General features: G+C 72.8%; 16 protein-coding genes and 1 pseudogene. 6 read left to right on the plus strand and 11 right to left on the minus strand.

Features of this window, described 5'->3' with window-relative positions; genetic code table 11:
• Positions 1–18 precede the first annotated feature (18 nt).
• Positions 19–1,788 carry an enoyl-CoA hydratase-related protein gene (locus OG370_RS26135; RefSeq protein ID WP_328468320.1) on the plus strand — a complete coding sequence of 590 codons (1,770 nt, stop codon included), beginning with the start codon at positions 19–21 and terminating at the stop codon, positions 1,786–1,788.
• A 62-nt stretch (positions 1,789–1,850) separates the two neighbouring features.
• On the opposite strand, the gene OG370_RS26140 is transcribed toward OG370_RS26135, so the two are convergent.
• From OG370_RS26140 to OG370_RS26155, 4 genes are all read right to left on the minus strand, one after another.
• Positions 1,851–2,663, minus strand: coding sequence for a TetR/AcrR family transcriptional regulator (locus OG370_RS26140; RefSeq protein ID WP_328474412.1), 813 nt, complete (start codon positions 2,661–2,663; stop codon positions 1,851–1,853).
• Between the two features lie 19 nt (positions 2,664–2,682).
• On the minus strand, positions 2,683–3,417 hold the full coding sequence (locus OG370_RS41550) for a thiol-disulfide oxidoreductase DCC family protein (protein WP_443060741.1): 735 nt from the start codon (positions 3,415–3,417) through the stop codon (positions 2,683–2,685).
• 1 nt (position 3,418) lies between these two features.
• Positions 3,419–3,841, minus strand: a complete 423-nt coding sequence (locus OG370_RS26150) for a hypothetical protein (RefSeq protein ID WP_328468322.1) — start codon at positions 3,839–3,841, stop codon at positions 3,419–3,421.
• 407 nt (positions 3,842–4,248) lie between these two features.
• The gene (locus OG370_RS26155) at positions 4,249–6,984 is read right to left on the minus strand and encodes an MMPL family transporter (protein WP_328474414.1); all 2,736 of its coding nucleotides are present in this window, start codon (positions 6,982–6,984) and stop codon (positions 4,249–4,251) included.
• Positions 6,985–7,158: 174 nt separating this feature from the next.
• On the opposite strand from OG370_RS26155, the pseudogene OG370_RS26160 reads away from it, so the two are divergent.
• Together OG370_RS26160 and OG370_RS26165 are read left to right on the plus strand one after the other, a co-directional pair.
• Positions 7,159–7,866, plus strand: a pseudogene (locus OG370_RS26160) (response regulator transcription factor); the annotation flags it as partial.
• A 170-nt stretch (positions 7,867–8,036) separates the two neighbouring features.
• A complete protein-coding gene (locus OG370_RS26165; protein ID WP_328468324.1) occupies positions 8,037–9,638 on the plus strand; it encodes a sensor histidine kinase in 1,602 nt (533 codons plus the stop codon).
• Positions 9,639–9,738: 100 nt separating this feature from the next.
• On the opposite strand, the gene OG370_RS26170 is transcribed toward OG370_RS26165, so the two are convergent.
• The gene (locus tag OG370_RS26170; protein WP_328468326.1) at positions 9,739–10,968 is read right to left on the minus strand and encodes an MFS transporter; all 1,230 of its coding nucleotides are present in this window, start codon (positions 10,966–10,968) and stop codon (positions 9,739–9,741) included.
• A gap of 86 nt (positions 10,969–11,054) precedes the next feature.
• Here OG370_RS26170 and OG370_RS26175 point away from each other — a divergent pair, with 86 nt between their 5' ends.
• Entirely contained in the window at positions 11,055–11,675 is a 621-nt protein-coding gene (locus tag OG370_RS26175) for a MarR family winged helix-turn-helix transcriptional regulator (protein ID WP_328468328.1), read from the plus strand.
• A 47-nt stretch (positions 11,676–11,722) separates the two neighbouring features.
• Here the strand turns inward: OG370_RS26175 and OG370_RS26180 are convergent, their stop codons facing one another.
• A complete protein-coding gene (locus OG370_RS26180) occupies positions 11,723–12,082 on the minus strand; it encodes a DUF7737 domain-containing protein (protein ID WP_328468330.1) in 360 nt (119 codons plus the stop codon).
• Between the two features lie 169 nt (positions 12,083–12,251).
• Here OG370_RS26180 and OG370_RS26185 point away from each other — a divergent pair, with 169 nt between their 5' ends.
• Positions 12,252–12,644, plus strand: a complete 393-nt coding sequence (locus OG370_RS26185; RefSeq protein WP_328468333.1) for a hypothetical protein — start codon at positions 12,252–12,254, stop codon at positions 12,642–12,644.
• Positions 12,644–15,100, plus strand: coding sequence for a DUF4132 domain-containing protein (locus tag OG370_RS26190; protein WP_328468335.1), 2,457 nt, complete (start codon positions 12,644–12,646; stop codon positions 15,098–15,100). The genes OG370_RS26185 and OG370_RS26190 overlap by 1 nt, the downstream gene beginning before the upstream one ends.
• A 183-nt stretch (positions 15,101–15,283) precedes the next feature.
• Here the strand turns inward: OG370_RS26190 and OG370_RS26195 are convergent, their stop codons facing one another.
• The 5 genes from OG370_RS26195 to OG370_RS26215 form a co-directional block, all read right to left on the minus strand.
• Complete coding sequence (locus OG370_RS26195) at positions 15,284–16,057, minus strand: succinate dehydrogenase iron-sulfur subunit (RefSeq protein WP_328468337.1); 774 nt, start codon at positions 16,055–16,057, stop codon at positions 15,284–15,286.
• Positions 16,057–17,811, minus strand: coding sequence for a succinate dehydrogenase flavoprotein subunit (gene sdhA, locus OG370_RS26200; protein ID WP_328468339.1), 1,755 nt, complete (start codon positions 17,809–17,811; stop codon positions 16,057–16,059). Before sdhA ends, OG370_RS26195 begins: the two co-directional genes overlap by 1 nt.
• 28 nt (positions 17,812–17,839) lie before the next feature.
• Positions 17,840–18,322, minus strand: a complete 483-nt coding sequence (locus OG370_RS26205; protein WP_328468341.1) for a succinate dehydrogenase hydrophobic membrane anchor subunit — start codon at positions 18,320–18,322, stop codon at positions 17,840–17,842.
• Between the two features lie 3 nt (positions 18,323–18,325).
• Positions 18,326–18,706 carry a succinate dehydrogenase, cytochrome b556 subunit gene (gene sdhC, locus OG370_RS26210; protein WP_328468343.1) on the minus strand — a complete coding sequence of 127 codons (381 nt, stop codon included), beginning with the start codon at positions 18,704–18,706 and terminating at the stop codon, positions 18,326–18,328.
• A gap of 159 nt (positions 18,707–18,865) precedes the next feature.
• Positions 18,866–19,423 carry a 2-oxo-4-hydroxy-4-carboxy-5-ureidoimidazoline decarboxylase gene (locus tag OG370_RS26215; protein ID WP_328468345.1) on the minus strand — a complete coding sequence of 186 codons (558 nt, stop codon included), beginning with the start codon at positions 19,421–19,423 and terminating at the stop codon, positions 18,866–18,868.
• Positions 19,424–19,701 lie beyond the last annotated feature (278 nt).

A 19,701-nucleotide genomic window follows, 5' to 3' on the forward strand; every position in this document is an offset into this window, starting at 1 on the left:
CGGCGGACGGAGGCGGTTATGGACATCCTGCTGGTGGCGAGCGCGTTCAACAGCCTGACGCAGCGCGTGTTCGCGGAGTTGGGGGACCGCGGGCACCGGGTGGCGGTGGAACTGGCGCTCGGGGACGAGGCGTTGCGCGAGGCCGTCAGGAGCCACGCGCCCGAGCTGATCGTCGCACCGATGCTCAGGACGGCGATCCCGGAGGACATCTGGTCGGCGTACACCTGCCTGATCGTCCACCCGGGCCCGGTGGGGGACCGCGGACCGTCGTCGCTGGACCGGGCCGTCACCGAGGGGGCCGAGGAGTGGGGGGTGACGGTCCTCCAGGCGGTCGCCGAGATGGACGCGGGCGACGTGTGGGCGTCGGTGGCCTGCCCGGTGCCCCCGGTCGGCAAGAGCGACCTGTACCGCAACGAGATCGGTGACGCGGCGGCCCGAGCGGTGATGCTGGCGGTCGAGCGCGTCGCCGCCGGGAGCTATGTGCCGCGCCCGCAGCAGGCAACTCCCGCAACTCCCGCAACTCCCGCCGGCCTTGCCGCTCCGGGTGCCGAAAGCCCCGCCGAACCCGCTCCCGCCGGGCCGGGCGCGCCGCGCTCCCGGCCCTATCTCGACCAGAGCGAGCGGCGGATCGACTGGGCGGCGGACCCCACCGAACTGGTGGTGCGGAAGCTGCGGGCGGCGGACTCGCAGCCCGGCGTGCTCGACGACCTGCTCGGTGAGCAGTGGTACCTGCACGGCGGGCATCCCGAGGGCGTCCTGCGCGGGCGCCCCGGGACGCTGCTGGCCACCCGCGCCGGAGCCGTCTGCCGTGCGACCGCGGACGGAGCGGTGTGGCTCCCCGAACTGCGGCCCCGCCGCAAGCCGGGCGGGCCCGCGACCTTCAAGCGGCCGGCCGTACTCGCCCTCGGGGACCGGATGCCCGCGCTGCCCGAGTCCGCCGTCCCGCTGTGGCTGCCCCGGGAGCGGCGGACGTACAGCGACATCCGCTACGAGGAGGACGGGCAGGTCGGGTTCCTGCGGTTCGCCTTCCCCGGCGGCGCGATGAGCACCGACCAGTGCCGGCGGCTGCTCGCGGCCCACCGCTTCGCCTGCTCGCGCCCGACCACCGTGCTGGTGCTGGGCGGCGCCAGGGACTTCTTCTCCAACGGCATCCACCTGAACGTGATCCAGGGCGCCGCTGACCCGGCCCAGGAGTCCTGGGAGAACATCAACGCCATGGACGATGTCGTCGAGGCGCTACTGACGACCCCGGACCGGCTGGTCGTGGCCGCGCTCGCCGGTAACGCGGCGGCCGGCGGAGTGCCGCTCGCGCTGGCCGCGGACGAGGTCTGGTGCCGCGCCGGGGCCGTGCTCAACCCGCATTACCGCCTGATGGGGCTGCACGGTTCGGAGTACTGGACGTACACGCTGCCCCGACGGGTGGGAGACGCGCAGGCCGAACGGCTCATGCGGCAGGCCCTGCCGGTGACCGCCGCCCGCGCGCGCGACCTCGGCCTCGTCGACCTCGTGCTCGACAGCACACCCGCGCAGTTCGGTGCGGCCGTCGCGGAACGTGCCGCGCGTCTGGCGTCGGCGCCCCGCACGCAGCAGCGCGTCGTCGAGAAGAAGGCGCGGCGGGAACGGGACGAGGAGACGCTGCGGGCCCACCGCGAGCGGGAACTGGCCCTGATGCGGCAGACCTTCTTCGACCCGGACGCGCCGTACCACGCGCTGCGCAGTGCCTTCGTCACCAAGCAGCGCCCCACGCGGACCCCTGAGCATCTGCGCCGCGGGAACACGGCGGACTAGGGCCGGCCGCGGGTGGGTCGGGCGCCGTTCGGCGGTCAGGCGGGTCGAGCGCCGTTCGGCGGTCAGGCGCGGCGTTTGCGCTTACTGGTGGGGGTGGGCGGCTTCGGCGAAGTGGGGAGGGGGGTCTTGCCGATGGTGGGGAGGATGAAGTCCTGGATCAGGCCCTTGGCGTCGCGGACCAGGGGGCGGAAGGCCCGGTAGCGGGACAGGGTGATGATCCGCGCGACGAACGGGGTGGAGCGGCGGACGAACTCGCGGGTGCGGGCGGTGTCCTCGGTGCGGTCGAAGACCCAGTACAGGACGACCACCATCAGGTGCAGCCACAGCAGGTCGGGGAGGAGCTCGGCGAGTTCGGCGTCGAGTTTGGGGGCGAGGTCGGAGCCGGTCAGGACGTCGTGGAAGAGGGCGACGGCGGTCTCGCGGGCCGGGTGGGACTCGTTGGAGAACGGGCTGAGCGAGCTGTCCGGGTCGGCGGCGGTGCGGAAGAACTGCGCGGCGAACTCATGGTATTCCGCCGCGCAGTCCAGCCAGGAGGCGAGGGTGATCTCCAGTCGCCGCGCGAAATCCCGCTCCCCCTCCATGCGGGATGTCGCGTCGCGCGCGTGGTCGTGCGTCATCAGGTCGTAGAACCCCTGGATCAGGAATTCCTTCGACTCGAAGTAGTAGTACGCGTTGCCGACCGAGACCCCGGCCTCCTGGGCGATCGCCCGCATCGTGGTCTTGTCGTAGCCGCGCTCCTGGAACAGCCGCATCGCCGTGGCGAGGATCAGCGCCCGGGTCTGCTCGCTCTTGCCCGTCTTCGGCCTGGCCCGGCCACCGGGCAGCGGCTCGGCCTCGCCGGTGTCGGCGGCCTTCGCGGTGGTGCGGTCGTTCATGTCCTCCACCCGGGTGAGCCTATCCGGGGGCGGGCCCGCAGCCGTCCGTGCAGGTGTCGTCGTGCTCCCCGGCGCGGGTGCGGGTGCCGGTGCGTGAGGTGGGAGCGGGGCCGGGGCCGGGGTCCGGGCCAGGCTCCGGGGTCGGCCCGGGCGCCTGGCTCCATCCGGTGACCCGGTCGTACGTCCAGCCGGGCGCCATCCCGTACGTCACCCTCCCCGGCGGCCTGGCCGGCGGGTGGACGAGCGCGCCGTGGCTGGTCGTACCGCGGTACTTCGCCGCGCTGAGCACCGCGGCCCGGGCCAGCCGTCGCCCGGCCGGCCTGGTCAGGGTGTGCGCGAACTCGCGGTGCCCGGCCAGCGCCCACAGGCAGACGATGAAGGCGTTGTCGCCCCGGTAGACCTGGCCCTGGTCGCCCACCGCGGTGATCTCCTTGGCCGTGGCGGCGTGGTCCAACTCCGGGAAGCGGCGCAGCGCTTCGCCCGACCCGGTGGGCACCAGGTCGATCGGCACGAGTTGCCGCTGCCGGGCCAGCCAGTCCGCGACGAACGAGCACAGCTTGCAGTGCGGGTCGTACAGCACGGTCAGCCCGCGCAACGGCCGGCGGGGGATCGCCCGGCGGGGGATCGCCCGGCGGGGGACCGGCCGGCGTCCGCTCCCGGTCGCGCTCCCACTCCCACTCCTGCTCCCGGTCGCGCGCGCCGCGGCTGCCGGCCGGTACGGCCCCGCCCAGCGGGCCGCGGTGTCGGCGGCCATCTCAGGCCCCCGCGGGCTTGGGCGCCCACGCGGTCGGCGTGGTGTCGTCCGGCTCGATCGGAGGGTACTGCTCGCGGTCGCTCAGGCCGCGCCGCCGGAAGCGGTTGAGGACGTAGACGTTGCCCAGGTGCATGGCGCCGAGCACCAGCAGGACGACGCCGAGCTTGACCGACAGCGCCTCGAAGACCTCACGGGCGTCCTCGATGGTGTCGGTGGTCTTCAGGTAGAGCGCGACGAAGCCGAGGTTGACCAGGTAGAAGCCGACCACCAGCAGGTGGTTGACCGCGTCGGCCAGCTTCTCGTCGCCGTGCAGGACGTCGGACAGGAAGAGCCGGCCGTTGTGGCTGAGCGTCCGGGCCACCCAGACGGTCAGCGTGACGCTGATCGCCAGGTAGATCACATAGGCGAGGACGGTGAGGTTCATGACGCATTCCACCCCTGGGAGAGTGCTCTTGAACGTGTTCAAAACTCTGACAGCAAGGATGCTAGCCCTGTTATTGAACGTGTTCAAGACGGCCAAGTCCCGTCGCCGCGGAGCTGGGTGACGGAGTGACGGCCTTGCCGGGTGGCGGGGCGGGGCAGACGGAAGCGGCCCGGCTCCTTCGGGGGAGGGAGCCGGGCCGCGTCGGGTGGGTGCGGGAATGCCGCGCCGAGGTGGGTGCCCAGGAGGATGGCGGGTCGCCGTTGTGGCGGGGGGGCCAAAGGGCGCGCCGGTGTCGAAAGTGGAGAGCGCGCGGAGATCGCCGAGGGACGAGGTGATCGAGCACGGTCGACCGTCGACACCGGGTCCAAGTGCCCGGAGGCGAGACAGCGGTTGAGAAGGGGGACCGTTCAGTCGGAGTGGGCGAGTTCCAGGTCGACGTCTCCGTCGCCGTCGCGTTCGTGGTCGGTCAGCCGGACGGTCGCGGGGAAGGGCGGGTAGCCCATGGTGAGGAGGGTGTAGCTGCCCGGGTAGAGGTTGGCGAAGGCGTAGGAGCCGTCCTCGGCGGTGCGGGCCTCGGCGACCTGGTGGCCGTCGGCGTCCCGCAGGACGACCTTCGCGTCCTCGACGGGCTCGCCGTCGGCGCGGCGTACGGTGCCGGTGAGCGAGCCCGTGCCGGTCAACACCAGGTCGCAGTCGACCTGGTGGCCGGCGGTGAGCACGCTCGCGGTCTGCGGGTGGTGCCCGGGGGCGCCCGCCACCAGGACGTAGGAACCGTTGCCCGGGGCCGGCAGCGAGAAGGCGCCGTCCGGGGCGGCCTGGGCCCGGGCGGCCTGGCGGCCGTCCGAGGCGATCAGGGTGAGCTCGGCGCGCGGCACCGGCAGCCCGGCCGCGCCGGTCACCCGCCCGCGCACCAGCGGACCGGGGGTCGGGCCGGCGCCCGGCGTGACCCCGACCCCGGGCGCGGCGGCGGTCGCGAACCCGGGGGTGGCAGTGGCCGCGAACTCCTCGGCCTCCTCCTCGGCCGGCTCGACCGCCAGATGCGGCAGCCGCTTGTCCAGCCACCTCGGCAGCCACCAGTTGGCCGGGCCGAACAGGTGCATCAGGGCCGGCACCAGCACCGTGCGCAGGATGAACGCGTCCAGCGCCACCGCCCCGGCCAGACCGATGCCGAACATCGCCAGCACCCGCTGCCCGCTGAGCACGAAGGCCGCGAAGACGCAGATCATGATGACGGCCGCGGAGTTGATCACCCGGCTGGTCTCGGCGAGGCCGACCCGTACCGCCCGCGCGTTGTCCCGGGTGTGCACCCACTCCTCGTGCATCCGGCTGACCAGGAACACCTGGTAGTCCATCGACAGGCCGAAGAGCAGCGACAGCATGATCACCGGCAGGAAGGCGTCCACCGGTCCCGCCCGCCCGGCGAGCGCACCGCCCCAGCCCCACTGGAAGACCGCGACCAGCACCCCGAAGGAGGCCGCGGCCGCCACCAGGTTCATCACGGCAGCGGTCAGCGGCACCACCAGCGAGCGGAACGCGAACAGCAGCAGCACGAAGCCGAGCGCGATGATCACCCCGATGAACAGCGGCAACTTGCCGTACAGCACCGTGGAGAAGTCCTCGAACATCGCGGTCTGGCCGCCGACGTACGCCCGCATGGTGCTGCCCCTCTCGGCCGCGGGCACCACGTCGTCACGCAGGTGGTCGATCAGGTCGGACGTCGCCTTGTCCTGCGGGGAGGTGGTCGGCACCGCCTCCACCAGCGCGACCTTCTGGCCGGCCTTCATCGGCATCTGGGCCGCGTAGGCGATGCCGTGGGTGGCGCGCAGATGCGTCACCAGGCCGTCCAGCGCCGCCTGGTCGCCCGCGGACGGCACCTCGGCGAGGATCGTCAGCGGGCCGTTGAAGCCGGGCCCGAAGCCATCGGCCAGCATGTCGTACGCCTTGCGGGTGGTGGTGCCGGCCGGGTTGTTGCCCTGGTCGGAGGAGCCGAGCCGCAAGGACAGCGCCGGGATCGCCAGCGTCGCCATCACCACGACCGCGACCGCCGCGAGCGAGCGCGGGTGCCGCTGGAGGAAGCCCGACCAGCGCGCCGCCGGGCCGTTGGCCTGCTCGACCTGCGGCCCCGACGCGGCCAGCGCCCGCCGCTGCCGGCGGCTGAGCACCCGCAGCCCGAGCAGGCCGAGCAGCGCGGGCAGCAGCGTCATCGCCGCCGCCACGGTGATCACGACCGTCAACGCGGCTGCCACGGCAACGCCGTTGAGGAAGGTCAGCCGCAGGGTGAACATGCCCAGCAGCGCGATGCACACCGTGCCGCCCGCGAACAGCACAGCCCGGCCCGAGGTGTTGAGCGCGACGACCGCCGCGTCCTCCGGGCTGCGGCCGCGCAGGATCGCCCTACGGTGCCGGGTGACGATGAACAGCGCGTAGTCGATGCCGACGCCCAGCCCCACCAGCGTCGCCAACTCCGGTGCGAAGTCGGCCACATCCATGCCGTGGCTGAGCAGGATGATCGCCGAGGACGCGATGCCGATGCCGAACAGCGCGGTGACGATCGGCAGCAGCATCCCGAACAGCGAGCCCAGCGCCAGGAAGAGCACCACCCCGGCGGCCGCGATGCCGATGCCCTCGGCGAGTTCGGGCAGCGGCTGCTCGGCCTGCGCCGGCTTGGCGCCGCCGACCTCGACCCGCAGCCCGGGCGCCCGCGCCGCGTGCGCGGTGTCGATCAACGACTGCGCCTGCCCGTTGGACAGTTCGCCGCCGATCTTGGTGTACGTCACGGTGGCGTACGCGGTCCGGCCGTCCTTGCTGATCTGCGCCGCGCCCGCCGGGTCGTACGGGCTGACCACCGCGCCGACGTCCTTCTGGTGCGCGATCCGCGCCAGCGCCGGGGCGATCCGCTGCCGCACCTGGGCGTCGCGCACCGAACCGGAGTCCACGTGCCACACCACGGTGTCGGCCTCGCCGGACTGCTCGGGCACCGCCTTGCCCATCAGATCGAGCACCTTCGCGGACTCGGTGCCCTTCAGCGAGAACGCGTTGGAGTACGCGTCCCCGGCCATCCGGCCCGCGCCGCCCACGATCAGCAGCGCCGCCGACCACAGCAGGATCACCCACCACTTGTGCCGGAAGCACCAGCGCGCCACACCCGCCACGTCACATCCCCCATCGTCGGTCGAAGTCGCACCCGAACCCCGAACGGCCCGTCCCTTCAGCGTCCGTGGCCGCGCACCCCCTCACCAAGCCGAACCGCGTTCTCTCAAGGAACTCCAAAGTTCGCCGCCGTCCGCCCGCCACACCGCCCACGGATACTGAGGGGCATGGACGCCACCGTGCTCATCGTCGAAGACGAACCCGGTATCGCCGACATCCTGCGAATCACCCTGAAATACAACGGATTCACGGTATACGAGGCGGCCACCGGCCGGCAGGCGCTGGCCGCCGCCCGGGAGCACCGGCCGGACCTGGTGCTGCTCGACGTGATGCTGCCCGACGGCAACGGCTTCGAGGTGTGCCGGGCGCTGCGCGAGGAGCGTGCCGCCGAAGGCGCGGGGCCGGACGGCGACCGGACCGACGCGCCCGCGGTCATCTTCGTCACCGCCCGCGACGCCCCGCGCGACGTCGTGGCCGGACTCGCCCTCGGCGGCGACGACTACATCACCAAGCCCTTCGGGGTCGACGAAGTGGTGGCCCGGGTGCACGCGGTGCTGCGCCGCACCCGCCGCGACCCGCTGCCCGCCGCGCGGGTGCTGCGCCACGGCGACCTGGAACTGGACGAGGCCACCTACACCGTCCGCCGAGCCGGACAACCGGTCGAACTCACCCCCACCGAGTACAACTTGCTGCGGCACCTGCTGCGCAACGCCGGCCGCATCCTCACGAAGGAACAACTCCTCCAGCACGTCTGGCGTTACGACACGGCGGTGTCCTCCACCGTCGTGGAGACGTACATCTCCTATCTGCGGCGGAAGTTGGACCGGCTCGGGCCGCCGCTGATCCAGACCAGGCGCGGGGTCGGCTACGGCATCTGCACGGCGTCGGGCGCGGCGCGCGATGTCCTTCGGTCGGGTGACCCGCGTCAAGCAGGTGACGGCGGCCAGGCCGGTGACGCGGGGCAAGTCGGTGGCGGCCTTCAGGTCGGCGACACGCGTCGAGCCGGGGACGCGCCCGGTGACGTGCTTGGGGACGGCGGTGCGGCGTGAGGGCGGCGGCGACGGTGTGGGCGCGCTGCGGGTTCTGGCCGCGCCCGCACTCGCTGCGCGGCCGGTTCACCATCGCCAACGTGCTCTTCCTCGCCGTCGGGCTGGTGCTCGCCGCGGCCGCGAGCATCGCCGCCACGTACGTGGTGCTGGTCGGCGAGATCGACGACTCGCTGAAGTCGTCGCAGTCGACCATGGCGCACGCCTCCCTCGACGCCAGCGGGCTACGGCAGTTGTGCACGCTCGCCGACGTGCTGGGCGGCAAGGGCGGCGGCTCCGCGGTGGCCAGGACGTTCCAGCAGGACCTGCTGATCGTGCTGGACCCGCACGGCAGGCCGGCCACGATCTGCCAGAACGGCGCGACCCCGGTCGACGCCGAACAGCGTTCCCTGGCAGCCGCGTTGCCGGACCCGCGGAAGCTGGCCGGCGGCGGCGCGGTGACCGTGCACGGCGGCGGCAGGAAGTACCGGGTGGTCGGGGTGGGGCTGGCCGACGGCACCATCGTGGTGCGGGGTATGCGGCTGAGCGGGGTGGACCACGCGGTCGGCGAGCTGCTGATCGTGGAGGGCTGTGTCGGGGTGGTGCTGCTGGCGCTGCTCGCGGCCGGCTCGCTCACCGCCGCCCGCCGACGGCTCAGTCCGCTGGAGGACATGGTGGAGACCGCCTCCGCGATCTCCGAGGGCGACCTGTCCCGGCGGGTGCCGGAACCGACCGCCCGGCACGGCTCGGAGGAGGTCGAGCAGCTCAGCGGCTCGCTCAACGCGATGCTCCAGCAGATCGAGACCGCGCTCACCGACAGCGAGCGCGCCACGGCCCAGTTGCGGCAGTTCCTCGCCGACGCCTCCCACGAACTGCGCACCCCGCTGGCGTCCGTACGCGGCTACCTCCAGCTGTACGAGAAGGGCATGCTCGACGCCGACGAGCAGGACCGGGCGCTGCGCCGGGTGTCGGCGGAGGCGTTGCGGATGAGCCGCCTGGTGGACGAACTCCTGGCGCTGGCGCGGCTGGACGACCGCCCCGCGCTGCGGCTCGGCCCGGTCGACCTCGCCTGCCTGGTCCGGGAGGCCGCCGCCGACCTGGCCGCGCAGCAGCCCGAACGGCCGCTGACGATAAGGGTGTTGGCTGCTCCCGAGGCAGGCGCTCCCGCGGCGGTCACTCCCGGGGTGGCCGATGCCTCGGCGCCGGACGCCGGAGTGGCCGACGCCGAGGCAGCGGACGCGGACCTGCCGCCGGTGCTCGGCGACGAGGCCGGGCTGCGGCAGATCATCGGCAACCTGCTGGGCAACGTCCGCGTGCACACCCCCGCGGACGCCCCGGTCACGGTGGAGGTCGCCGCCCACGGCACCGACGAGGTACGGCTCTCGGTGAGCGACCGCGGCCCCGGGCTCGCCCCCGCCGACGCCCGCCGCGTCTTCGACCGCTTCTTCCGGGCCGCCCCCGACCGCGCCCGCGACACCGGCGGCGCCGGCCTCGGCATGTCCATCGTGCACGCGCTGGTCCAGGCCCACCACGGCGAGGTCACCGTGCGGACCGCACCCGGCCGCGGCCTGACCGTGGAGGTCACGCTGCCCGCGGTGAGCAGGCAACTCGCGCCCGCGTGAAGGCGAGTGCCCGGAGCGGTCCGCGGGCGGGGGGCTTGAACCGGTGGGAGAGCGGGGGAGTCCGGGGCGCTCAGGCGGCGGGCGGGGGAGTCCGGGGCGCTCAGGCGGCGGGCACCGGCTCGGCGGGCACCGGCTCGGCCGGCAGCGCGCGGGCGGCGCGGACCCCGGGCACGGCCGCGGTGCCCAGGCACGCGGCGGCGACGAGGGCGGCCGAGACGTACAGGGGCGCGGCCGGGCCGAAGGAGTCGGCGGCGAGCGGCGCGACGGCGTACCCCACGGGCATCGCGGCCAGCGACAGCAGCCAGTCGTACGACGTGACGCGGGCGAGCACCCCGGCAGGCACCGACGCGTAGACGTAGGTCTCCCAGACCGGGGTGAGCAGGCCGAGCGCTGCCAGGGCGAGGCCGTAGGAGGCGATCAGCAGCCACGCGGGCGCGCCGGCGGCGAGCAGCGCCAGCGGCAGCGCGTACGTGGCCAGGCCGAGGTTGCCGGTGAGGATCGGGCGGCGCAGCCGGACGCGGGAGGCGAGCAGCGAGCCGAGCAGCAGACCGACCGAGCCGGCTTCCAGAACCGCCACCCATACCCCGTCGCCACCGGCCTCGCGGTGCACCACGAGCGGGCCGAGCGTGGCCAGTACGGCCGCCGCGCCGTTCCAGATCCCGTGCGCCACGAGGCTGGTCCAGTACCAGTCGCGGGAGCGCACCTCGCTCCAGCCCTGGACCAGGTCCTCGCGGATCGACCGCCGGGGTATCCGCTCGCGCCGCACCCGGATCACCGCGAGCATCGAGGCGCTGGCCGCGAAGGACGCCGCGTCCAGGACGAAGGCCCAGCCGGGTCCGGCGGTGAAGATCAGCGCGCCCGCGACGGCCGGGCCGGCCAGCCGGGTGGCGTTCGCCGCCGAGGCGGTCAGCGCGTTGGCCCGCAGCAGGCCGGCGGCGCCCACGGTGCCGTTGATCAGCGGCCCGGTCGTCGGCATCGCGAAGGCGGAGGCGGTGCCGCCGATCGCCTCGGCCACCGCGATGTGTGCCAACCGCGGTGACCCGCCGATGAGTTCGAGGCCCACCAGGAGTTGCGCGGCGCACCGGACCAGGTCCGTGACGAGGGCGACCTTGCGTGCGTCGAGCCGGTCGGCGACCACCCCGCCCAGCGGGAGCAGCAGCAGGCGCGGCACCATCGCGCAGCCCAGCACGAGGGCGAGCGCGGAGGGCGAGCCGGTGGCCCGGCTGATCGCGATGGCCAGGGCGGCGGGGACGACGGCGTCGCCGAGCGCGGACAGGGTGCGCCCGGCGAACAGCAGGCGGAAGGCGCGGAGTCGGAGGGGGTGCGTCACGCCCGCAGGGTATTTCGGCACCGAATCTTTCGTCAACGAATATTTCGCTGACGATGGACTGTGGTCGACCGGCATAGGATGCGGCCATGACCCCCGCCTCCGACGTCCCGCCCGGGCCGCCCGTGTCACCCGCGGCGCCCGCGCTGCCCGTGCCACCCGCGCCGCCCGCTCCGGCGAAGCGGCCCGCGCGCGCCGGGAGCGCCGCCCGGGACTGGACGGACGGGCACGTCGCGCGCTGGGCGCCGGTGCTGCCCGGCCTCGACCCCGACATCGAGGGCGCGGTCACCCGGGCCAAGGCGCTCACCGACCACCTGCGCCGGGTGCGGGAGCGCTCGCTGGTCGACTTCGGCCTGCACAAGCACGAGTTCGACACGCTGCACACCCTCGCCGGCCGCGGCGGCCGCGCCGCCCCCTCCGAACTCGCCGCCGACCTGAAGATGGCGCCCGCCTCGATCACCGGGCGGCTGGACGGCCTGGAGCAGCGCGGGTTCGTGCGCCGCAGCCACTCCGCGGAGGACCGCCGCCGCGTCGACGTCGAACTCACCGAGGAGGGCCGCGCCGCGTGGCTCGGCGCGCTGGACGTCGTCGGGCACGAGGAGTACCGCCTGCTGGGCACCCTCAGCGCCGCCGAACGCCGCACCCTGTCCGACCTGTTGCGCCGGATCATGGTCGTGGCCGAGGACTCGGACGCGGACGACGGGTCGTAGGCGCTCCCGGCCCCGGGAGCCGGACCCGGGGGCCAGGCGCGCGGGACTCAGACGGACGCGGCCGCGCGCGGCAGTTGGCGCAGGATCGACGGATCGGTGATCGACGCGTCGTCCGCCAGCAGGAACGCCTTGGAGAGCACCACCGCCAGCATCCCGCCGTCCTCCTCGAACGGCAGGAACAGCCGGTCGGGCGCGCGCACCGCCCGCATGTCGACCGGGTCCAGGTCCGTGTGGCGCAGCTGGTCGTGGAACCACCGGGCCGCCGCCCGCAGCTTCGGGTCGTCCAGCCCGGCGGTCAGCCGTCCGGCGGCGGAGGACGTGAACTCCCCTTCCGCGAAGGCGTCCTGACGGCGGTCGTCGGCCATCGCCCGGTGCAGCCGTATCTCCAGCAGCGTGCTCAACGCCATCGCCGAACCCCCTGATGCCCGCGCCCTCGGCGCCCCGCCTCCACCCGGAGGACGACGGCGGCAGACTATGCGCGGCCACTGACACCGGCCACCGGCAGTGGCCGGCCGCAGCAGCCACCGACGCCCGCTGCCAGGAGGCGTGTCGGTGGGGGCATCTAGGGTCGGTTCCATGGCAACGGTGACCTTCGTCGACGAGACGACATCCGGTGGGCGGAGCGGCTCCTGGGGGCTGGAGATCGCGGAAGAACGGCTGACGGTGGGGGAGTTGATACGCAGGAGGGTCTTCCAGGAGGTCGCGGAGTACCACGCGGCCGGGTCGGAGGTCTTCCGTGGCCTCGTCCGGCCGTCCGACGCTGAAGTGGCCCTGAACGGCTACCGGTTGCACACCCCGCGCCGGATCGACCCGGAGCAGCAGTACGAGTTGGCCCGCACCGCCTTCGGGCGCAACGGCTTCCTGGTGCTCGTGGGGGACCGCCAGGTCGAGGAGTGGGACCAGGAGATCGACCTGCCGCTCGGCACCGAAGTGGTCTTCCTCAAGCTCGTGCCGCTGGTGGGTGGCTGATGGCGGTCTTCGGCGAACTCGTGGTGGAGGTCCGGCGGCACGTCGCCGAGCGGAACATGGGCGTGCTGGCCGGCACGCTGGTGCGGGCGGTCACGCAGTCCGGCCGGCTGTACCCCGGTATGGAGAAGCCGATCGAGGCGGTCGGGGAGCTGCCGGACGACGACCGGCGCCGCCTGGTCGGCGCGCTGGTCGACCGGCACCGGGCCGGCACCGACACCGACGAGGTCCGCGACCTGGTGCTCCAACTGGTGACCCTCCTTGCCCAGGGCCTCGGCGAGGACACCCTCGCCACCGAACGGTCGCTGCGCCTGGACCGGTACGCCCACACGCACAGCGTCTGGTACGGCGACGAGCTGGCCGTCCTGGTGGCGGCCGAACTCGCCGCCGGGCGGACCCTGCCGCCCCCGGTGGTCGGCGTCGTACGGCGCAGTGCCCTGGTCGCCTACCGCAGCGGCCCGCTGTCCGCGCTCGCGAAGAACCTCGCCGAGCCCGCGCTGAACATCGGCGAGCCCTGGGCCGAGGCCGCGCTCGCGGATGTGGCCGAACTCGGTCCGCCCTGGGTCGAATTGCTGCGGCACGCGGCCACCGCGACCGCCGCGCGGCCGAACGGGACCTGGGAGAAGAAGGGCCGCGCCCTGCTCGACCCGCTCGACCCGGACGCCGTACGGGGCCGCGTGACCGGCTGGCTCGCCCGGGTCGGCCGCCCGCGCACGCTGCCGTACGAGGAGCAGGCGTACGCCCCCGCGCAGAACGACCTCTTCGACCCGTACAACGCCAACGCGCTGCGCGGCCTGACCTGGCTGCTGTCGCTGCTCCCGCCGCACCCCGACACCGCCCGCGCGTTCGGGCGGCTGGTCGAGACGTCGCTGCGCAAGGTGCCCGGCACCGGCCCGCGCAACCCCAAGGTCGCCAACGCCGCCGTGCTGGCGCTGTCCAGGACCGAGGGCGAGGCCGCGCTCGCCGAACTCGCCCGGCTCGCCTCCCGCGTCACCTTCAAGGGCACCCTCAAGCAACTCGACACCGCGCTGGAGACCCGGGCCACCGCGACGGGCCTGAGCCGCGAGGAGGTCGAGGAACTCGCCGTCCCCTCCTACGGGTTGACCGAGGTTGGTCGACTGCCGCACGAGCACGGTGAGTTGGCGGTGACCGCCGGGAAGGCGGTACTGACCTGGCGGAACGCCGCCGGCAAGGCCGTGAAGAGCCCGCCCGCGCCGCTGAAGCGGGAACAGCCCGAGCTGATCGCCGAGTTGAAGGCGACCGCGAAGGACATCGACAAGATGCTCAGCGCGCAGGCCGAGCGGCTGGACCGGCAGTTCCTGTCCCGCCGCACCTGGGCGTACGCCGCGTGGCGCGCGAGCTACCTCGACCACCCGCTGGTCGGCACCCTCGCGCGGCGCCTGCTGTGGACGGTCGACGGCCGCGCCTGCGGCTGGGCGGACGGCGGGCTGCGCACCCTCACCGACGACGGGCTCGGCCCGGTGGACGCCGCCGCCACCGTCGAGCTGTGGCATCCGGTGGGGCGGGAGCCGGCCGAGGTGGTCGCCTGGCGGGAGTGGCTGGAGCGGCATGAGATCACCCAGCCGTTCAAGCAGGCCCACCGCGAGGTGTATCTGCTCACCGACGCCGAACGCGCCACCCGGACGTACTCCAACCGGTTCGCCGCGCACGTGCTGCGCCAGCACCAGTTCCACTCGCTGGCCGCGGTCCGCGGCTGGCGCAACAAGCTGCGGCTGATGGTCGACGACACCTATCCGCCCGCCGTGCGCGAGCTGCCGCAGTGGGGGCTGCGGGCCGAGTACTGGATCGAGGGCACCGGCGACGAATACGGCGCGGACACCACGGAGTCCGGGTCCTACCTGCGGCTGAGCACCGACCAGGTGCGCTTCTACCCGGCCGGCGCGCCGGAGAACTGGGCGCACGCCGGCGGCGGCGGTTACGGGCAGGGCCGGCGGCAGACGCCCGCCGAGGCGCTGCCGCTGGAGGAGGTCCCCGCGCTCGTGCTCAGCGAGGTGCTGCGCGACGTGGACCTCTTCGTCGGCGTGGCCAGCGTCGGCAACGACCCCACCTGGCAGGACGGCGGCCCCGGCGGCCACTTCCAGGCGTACTGGCACAGCTACAGCTTCGGCGAGCTCTCGCAGACAGCCGAGAGCCGTCGCGACCTGCTCACCCGGCTGGTGCCGCGGCTGGCGATCGCGGATCGGTGCAGCGTGGAGGGCCGCTTCCTGCACGTACGCGGCGAGCGGCACACGTACAAGATCCACCTCGGGTCCGGGAACATCCTGATGACGCCGAACGACGCGTATCTCTGCATCGTGCCCACGTCCGCGCCGGGCGCCCCCGGTGTCGGCTACCTGCCCTTCGAGGGCGATCGCACCCTGGCGGTGATCCTCAGCAAGGCGCTTCTGCTCGCCCGCGACACGGACATCACCGATCCGACGATCCTGAGCCAGTTGTGAGGTGCCGTCGGGGTGCGTGAGGACGGCGCCCGAGAACGGTCGGGCCCCGCTTCCTGGCGGAAGCGGGGCCCGACCGGGTGGGCTCTGCTCAGCAACCCCTGTCGCCGGACGGAGTCCGGTGCGGCGACCCGAAGCCCGGGCGGCCCGCCGGGGCCGAGCGGTGCGAGGGGCGCGTCGAAAGGATCAGAAGCGGCGAGTGATCAGGGCGCGCTTGACTTCCTGGATCGCCTTCGTGACCTCGATACCGCGCGGGCAGGCGTCCGTGCAGTTGAAGGTGGTGCGGCAGCGCCAGACCCCGTCCTTGTCGTTGAGGATCTCCAGCCGCTGCTCACCGCCCTCGTCGCGGGAGTCGAAGATGAACCGGTGCGCGTTGACGATCGCGGCCGGGCCGAAGTACTGCCCGTCGTTCCAGAAGACCGGGCAGGCCGACGTGCACGCGGCGCACAGGATGCACTTGGTGGTGTCGTCGAACCGCTCGCGGTCCGCCGCGGACTGCAGCCGCTCGCGGGTCGGCTCGTTGCCCGTGGTGATCAGGAACGGCATCACGTCGCGGTACGCCTGGAAGAACGGGTCCATGTCGACCACGAGGTCCTTCAGCACCGTCATGCCCTTGATCGCCTCGACGGTGATCGGCTTCTCCGGGCTGACGTCCTTGATCAGCGTCTTGCAGGCCAACCGGTTCTTCCCGTTGATCCGCATCGCGTCCGAGCCGCACACGCCGTGCGCGCACGAGCGGCGGAAGGTCAGCGACCCGTCGATCTCCCACTTGACCTTGTGCAGCGCGTCCAGCACGCGCTCCTTGGGGTCGACCTGGATCTGGTAGTCGACCCACTCGGCCTCGGCGGAGACCTCCGGGTTGAACCGGCGCACCCGCAGGGTGATCGCGATCAGGTGCGTTCCGGTGACCTCGGCCGCGTCCAGGGCCGCCGAGTGCTTGTCGACCGTCGGGGTGCTCATCAGTACTTACGCTCCATCGGCTGGTAGCGGGTCTGCACGACCGGCTTGTAGTCGAGGCGGATCGACTCGGAGCCGTTCGCGTCCACCTCGCGGTACGCCATCGTGTGCCGCATGAAGTTGACGTCGTCGCGGGTGGGGAAGTCCTCGCGGTAGTGGCCGCCGCGGGATTCCTTGCGGGCGAGCGCGGAGACCGCCATCACCTCGGCGAGGTCGAGCAGGTTGCCCAGCTCGACGGCCTCCAGCAGGTCGGTGTTGAACCGCTTGCCCTTGTCCTGGATGGAGACGTGCAGGTAGCGCTCGCGCAGCTCGGCGATCTTCTCCACCGCGGTCTTGATGGTCTGCTCGGTGCGGAAGACCATCACGTTGGCGTCCATGCACTCCTGGAGCTCCAGGCGCAGTTCGGCGACCCGCTCGTTGCCGGTGGAGTTGCGCAGCCGCTCGACCTGCGCCTCGACCCGCTCGGCCGGGTTCTCCGGCAGCGGCACCAGGTCGTTGGCGAGGGCGTACTCCGCGGCGGCGATGCCGGAGCGGCGGCCGAAGACGTTGATGTCCAGCAGCGAGTTGGTGCCCAGCCGGTTCGCGCCGTGCACGGAGACGCAGGCCACCTCGCCGGCCGCGTACAGGCCCGGCACCACGGTGGTGTTGTCGGAGAGCACCTCGCCCTGCACGTTGGTGGGGATGCCGCCCATCGCGTAGTGCGCGGTGGGCTGGATCGGGATCGGGTCGGTGTACGGCTCGATGCCCAGGTAGGTGCGGGCGAACTCGGTGATGTCCGGCAGCTTCGCGTCCAGCTGCTCCGGCGGCAGGTGGGTCAGGTCGAGGTAGACGTGGTCGCCCTCGGGGCCGCAGCCGCGGCCCTCGCGGATCTCGGTGTAGATCGCGCGGGAGACGACGTCGCGCGAGGCGAGGTCCTTCATGACGGGCGCGTACTTCTCCATGAAGCGCTCGCCGTCCTTGTTGCGCAGGATGCCGCCCTCGCCGCGCGCACCCTCGGTGAGCAGGATGCCCATCCGCCAGATGCCCGTCGGGTGGAACTGGAAGAACTCCATGTCCTCCAGCGGCAGCCCGCGCCGGTAGATCGCGGCCTGGCCGTCGCCGGTGAGGGTGTGCGCGTTGGAGGTCACCTTGAAGAACTTGCCGGTGCCGCCCGACGCGTAGATCACCGCCTTCGCCTGGAAGACGTGGATCTCACCGGTGGCCAGTTCGTACGCCACCACGCCGGCCGACCGCTGCACGCCGTCGACCTCGGTGAGCAACTGGTCCAGGACGTAGAACTCGTTGAAGAACTCCACGCCCTCCTTGACGCAGTTCTGGTAGAGCGTCTGGAGGATCATGTGGCCGGTGCGGTCCGCGGCGTAGCAGGAGCGGCGCACCGCGGCCTCGCCGTGGTTGCGGGTGTGGCCGCCGAAGCGGCGCTGGTCGATCCGGCCTTCGGGCGTCCGGTTGAACGGCAGGCCCATCTTCTCCAGGTCGAGGACCGCGTCGATGGCCTCCTTCGCCAGGATCTCGGCGGCGTCCTGGTCGACCAGGTAGTCACCGCCCTTGATCGTGTCGAAGGTGTGCCACTCCCAGTTGTCCTCCTCGACGTTGGCCAGTGCGGCGGCCATGCCGCCCTGGGCCGCGCCGGTGTGGGACCGGGTCGGGTAGAGCTTGGTCAGGACGGCGGTGCGGCTGCGCTTGGTCGACTCGATGGCCGCGCGCATACCCGCGCCGCCCGCGCCGACGATGACGGTGTCGTACGTGTGGAATTGCATGGGGGTCGCTTCCCTGTCCGGCCCTGGCCTAGCGGATGTTCGGGTCGAAGGTGAAGATCACCAGCGACCCGAGCGCGATGGTGAACGCCACAGCGGTGAACAGAATGGTCTTGAGCCAGACACGGGTGTTCGGCTGCTCGGCGTAGTCGTTGATGATCGTGCGCAGGCCGTTGCCGCCGTGCAGCATGGCCAGCCAGAGCATGGCCAGGTCCCAGTACTGCCAGAAGGGCGACGCCCAGCGGCCCGCGACGAACGCGAAGCCGACCTTGGTGACACCGCCGTCGAGCACCAGCTGGATCAGCAGGTGGCCGAGCACGAGCACCACGAGCACCACACCGGACAGCCGCATGAACAGCCAGCCGTACAGCTCGAAGTTGGTGCGGCCGCGGCGCGGCGTGCGCTTGGTCCTGGCCCGCGGCGGCTCGATCACCGGCGCCGGGTTCTCCGGGCTGTAGGAGATGCTGGAGCCGGTCAGTTCGACGGCGTCCTTGGGGGAGACTTCAGTGGCCATGGGTCAGCTCCCGAACAGGACTCGGGCGGCGTGGCCGAGTACCGGGTAGATCGCGCCGAGCATCAGGACGATCCACAGGCCCATCACGGTCCAGAACATCTGCTTCTGGTAGTGGGGGCCCTGGGTCCAGTAGTCGACGGCGATGATCCGCAGACCGTTCAGCGCGTGGAAGAGGATGGCGGCCACCAGGCCGTACTCCAGCAGGCTGACGATGGGCGTCTTGTAGGTCGCCACGACCTTGTCGTAGTCCTCGGGCGATACGCGCACGAGCGCGGTGTCGAGGACGTGGACGAACAGGAAGAAGAAGATGAGGACACCGGTGACTCGATGAGCCACCCACGACCACATGCCTTCCCGGCCGCGGTACAGCGTTCCAGCCGGCACGGAAAATACCCTCCGGGAGCGGGATGAGGGCTGCCGGCTTCTTGTCGGTCACGCCCGGCCGGGTACGGTCCACCGGCCCCGGCCATCGTAGCGACGTGACCTGTGCCTCGTACTGCGGGGTAGTGCTTGTGTGATCGATCCCGCACGGTCGGGTGAACGCTACGGCCGGTGCGCGTCCACCAGGGCGGACGGTCGGAGGGTGCCGGGACCCGCGGTCAGCCGCAGCAGCCGGGCCCTGGTGATCCGCCTCAACTGCTCGGCGGTGACGGCCGACTCGTGGTCCGCGTCGTGGCCGAGCCGGGTGCGCAGGCTGGCCATGGTCTGGTCGAGGGCGGCGGCCGGATCGGCCGCGTCCAGGGCGATCACGAAGACATGGCCGAACTTCGCCTCGTAGGCGGCGTGGGCGGCGCGCAGCGCGGTGTGCACGGCGAGCCCGCCGCGGTCCGGCAGCGGGGTGGTGTCCTCGCCCAGCAGCGCCTCGGCGACATCGGCGGGCGCCAGGTCGTACGCCGCCTCGTCGGCCGCGGCGAGCAGCGCCTCCACCGTCGGGTACGGGCGGTGGGCGGCCATCCGGCGGGCCCAGCGGTGCGAGCCGCAGCAGGTGAGCAGGGCCGTCTCGGCGTCGGCGGCGGGCACGCCGTTGAGCAGGCTCAGCCCCTCGGGCGGCGTGTCGCTGGACAGCGGGGCTCCTGGATCGCGATGCGGTCGCGCCGGCACGGGGGGTCGTACGGCGCGCGGTTCGGGACGCGGGGCGAGGCCCGTGACGGGGGGCGTGACTTGGGGCGTTACGGAGGGCACGGCAACTGTAGACGCGGCTGGGGCCCGATCGGTTGGCCCGATCTGCGAATTCACCCGTACGAGCGCGGGGCGCGGGGTGGACCCGGGCGCGGCGCGATCGGGAATCCGGGTCCGGTGCGGTCGGTTCGCCGCGGTCGGTCCGGCGTGACGACGGCCGGGGGCCGCCTCCCCCCACAGGAGCGTCCCCGGCCGCCGAC

The sequence above is a fragment of the Streptomyces sp. NBC_00448 genome (assembly GCF_036014115.1).
Lineage (GTDB): Bacteria > Actinomycetota > Actinomycetes > Streptomycetales > Streptomycetaceae > Actinacidiphila.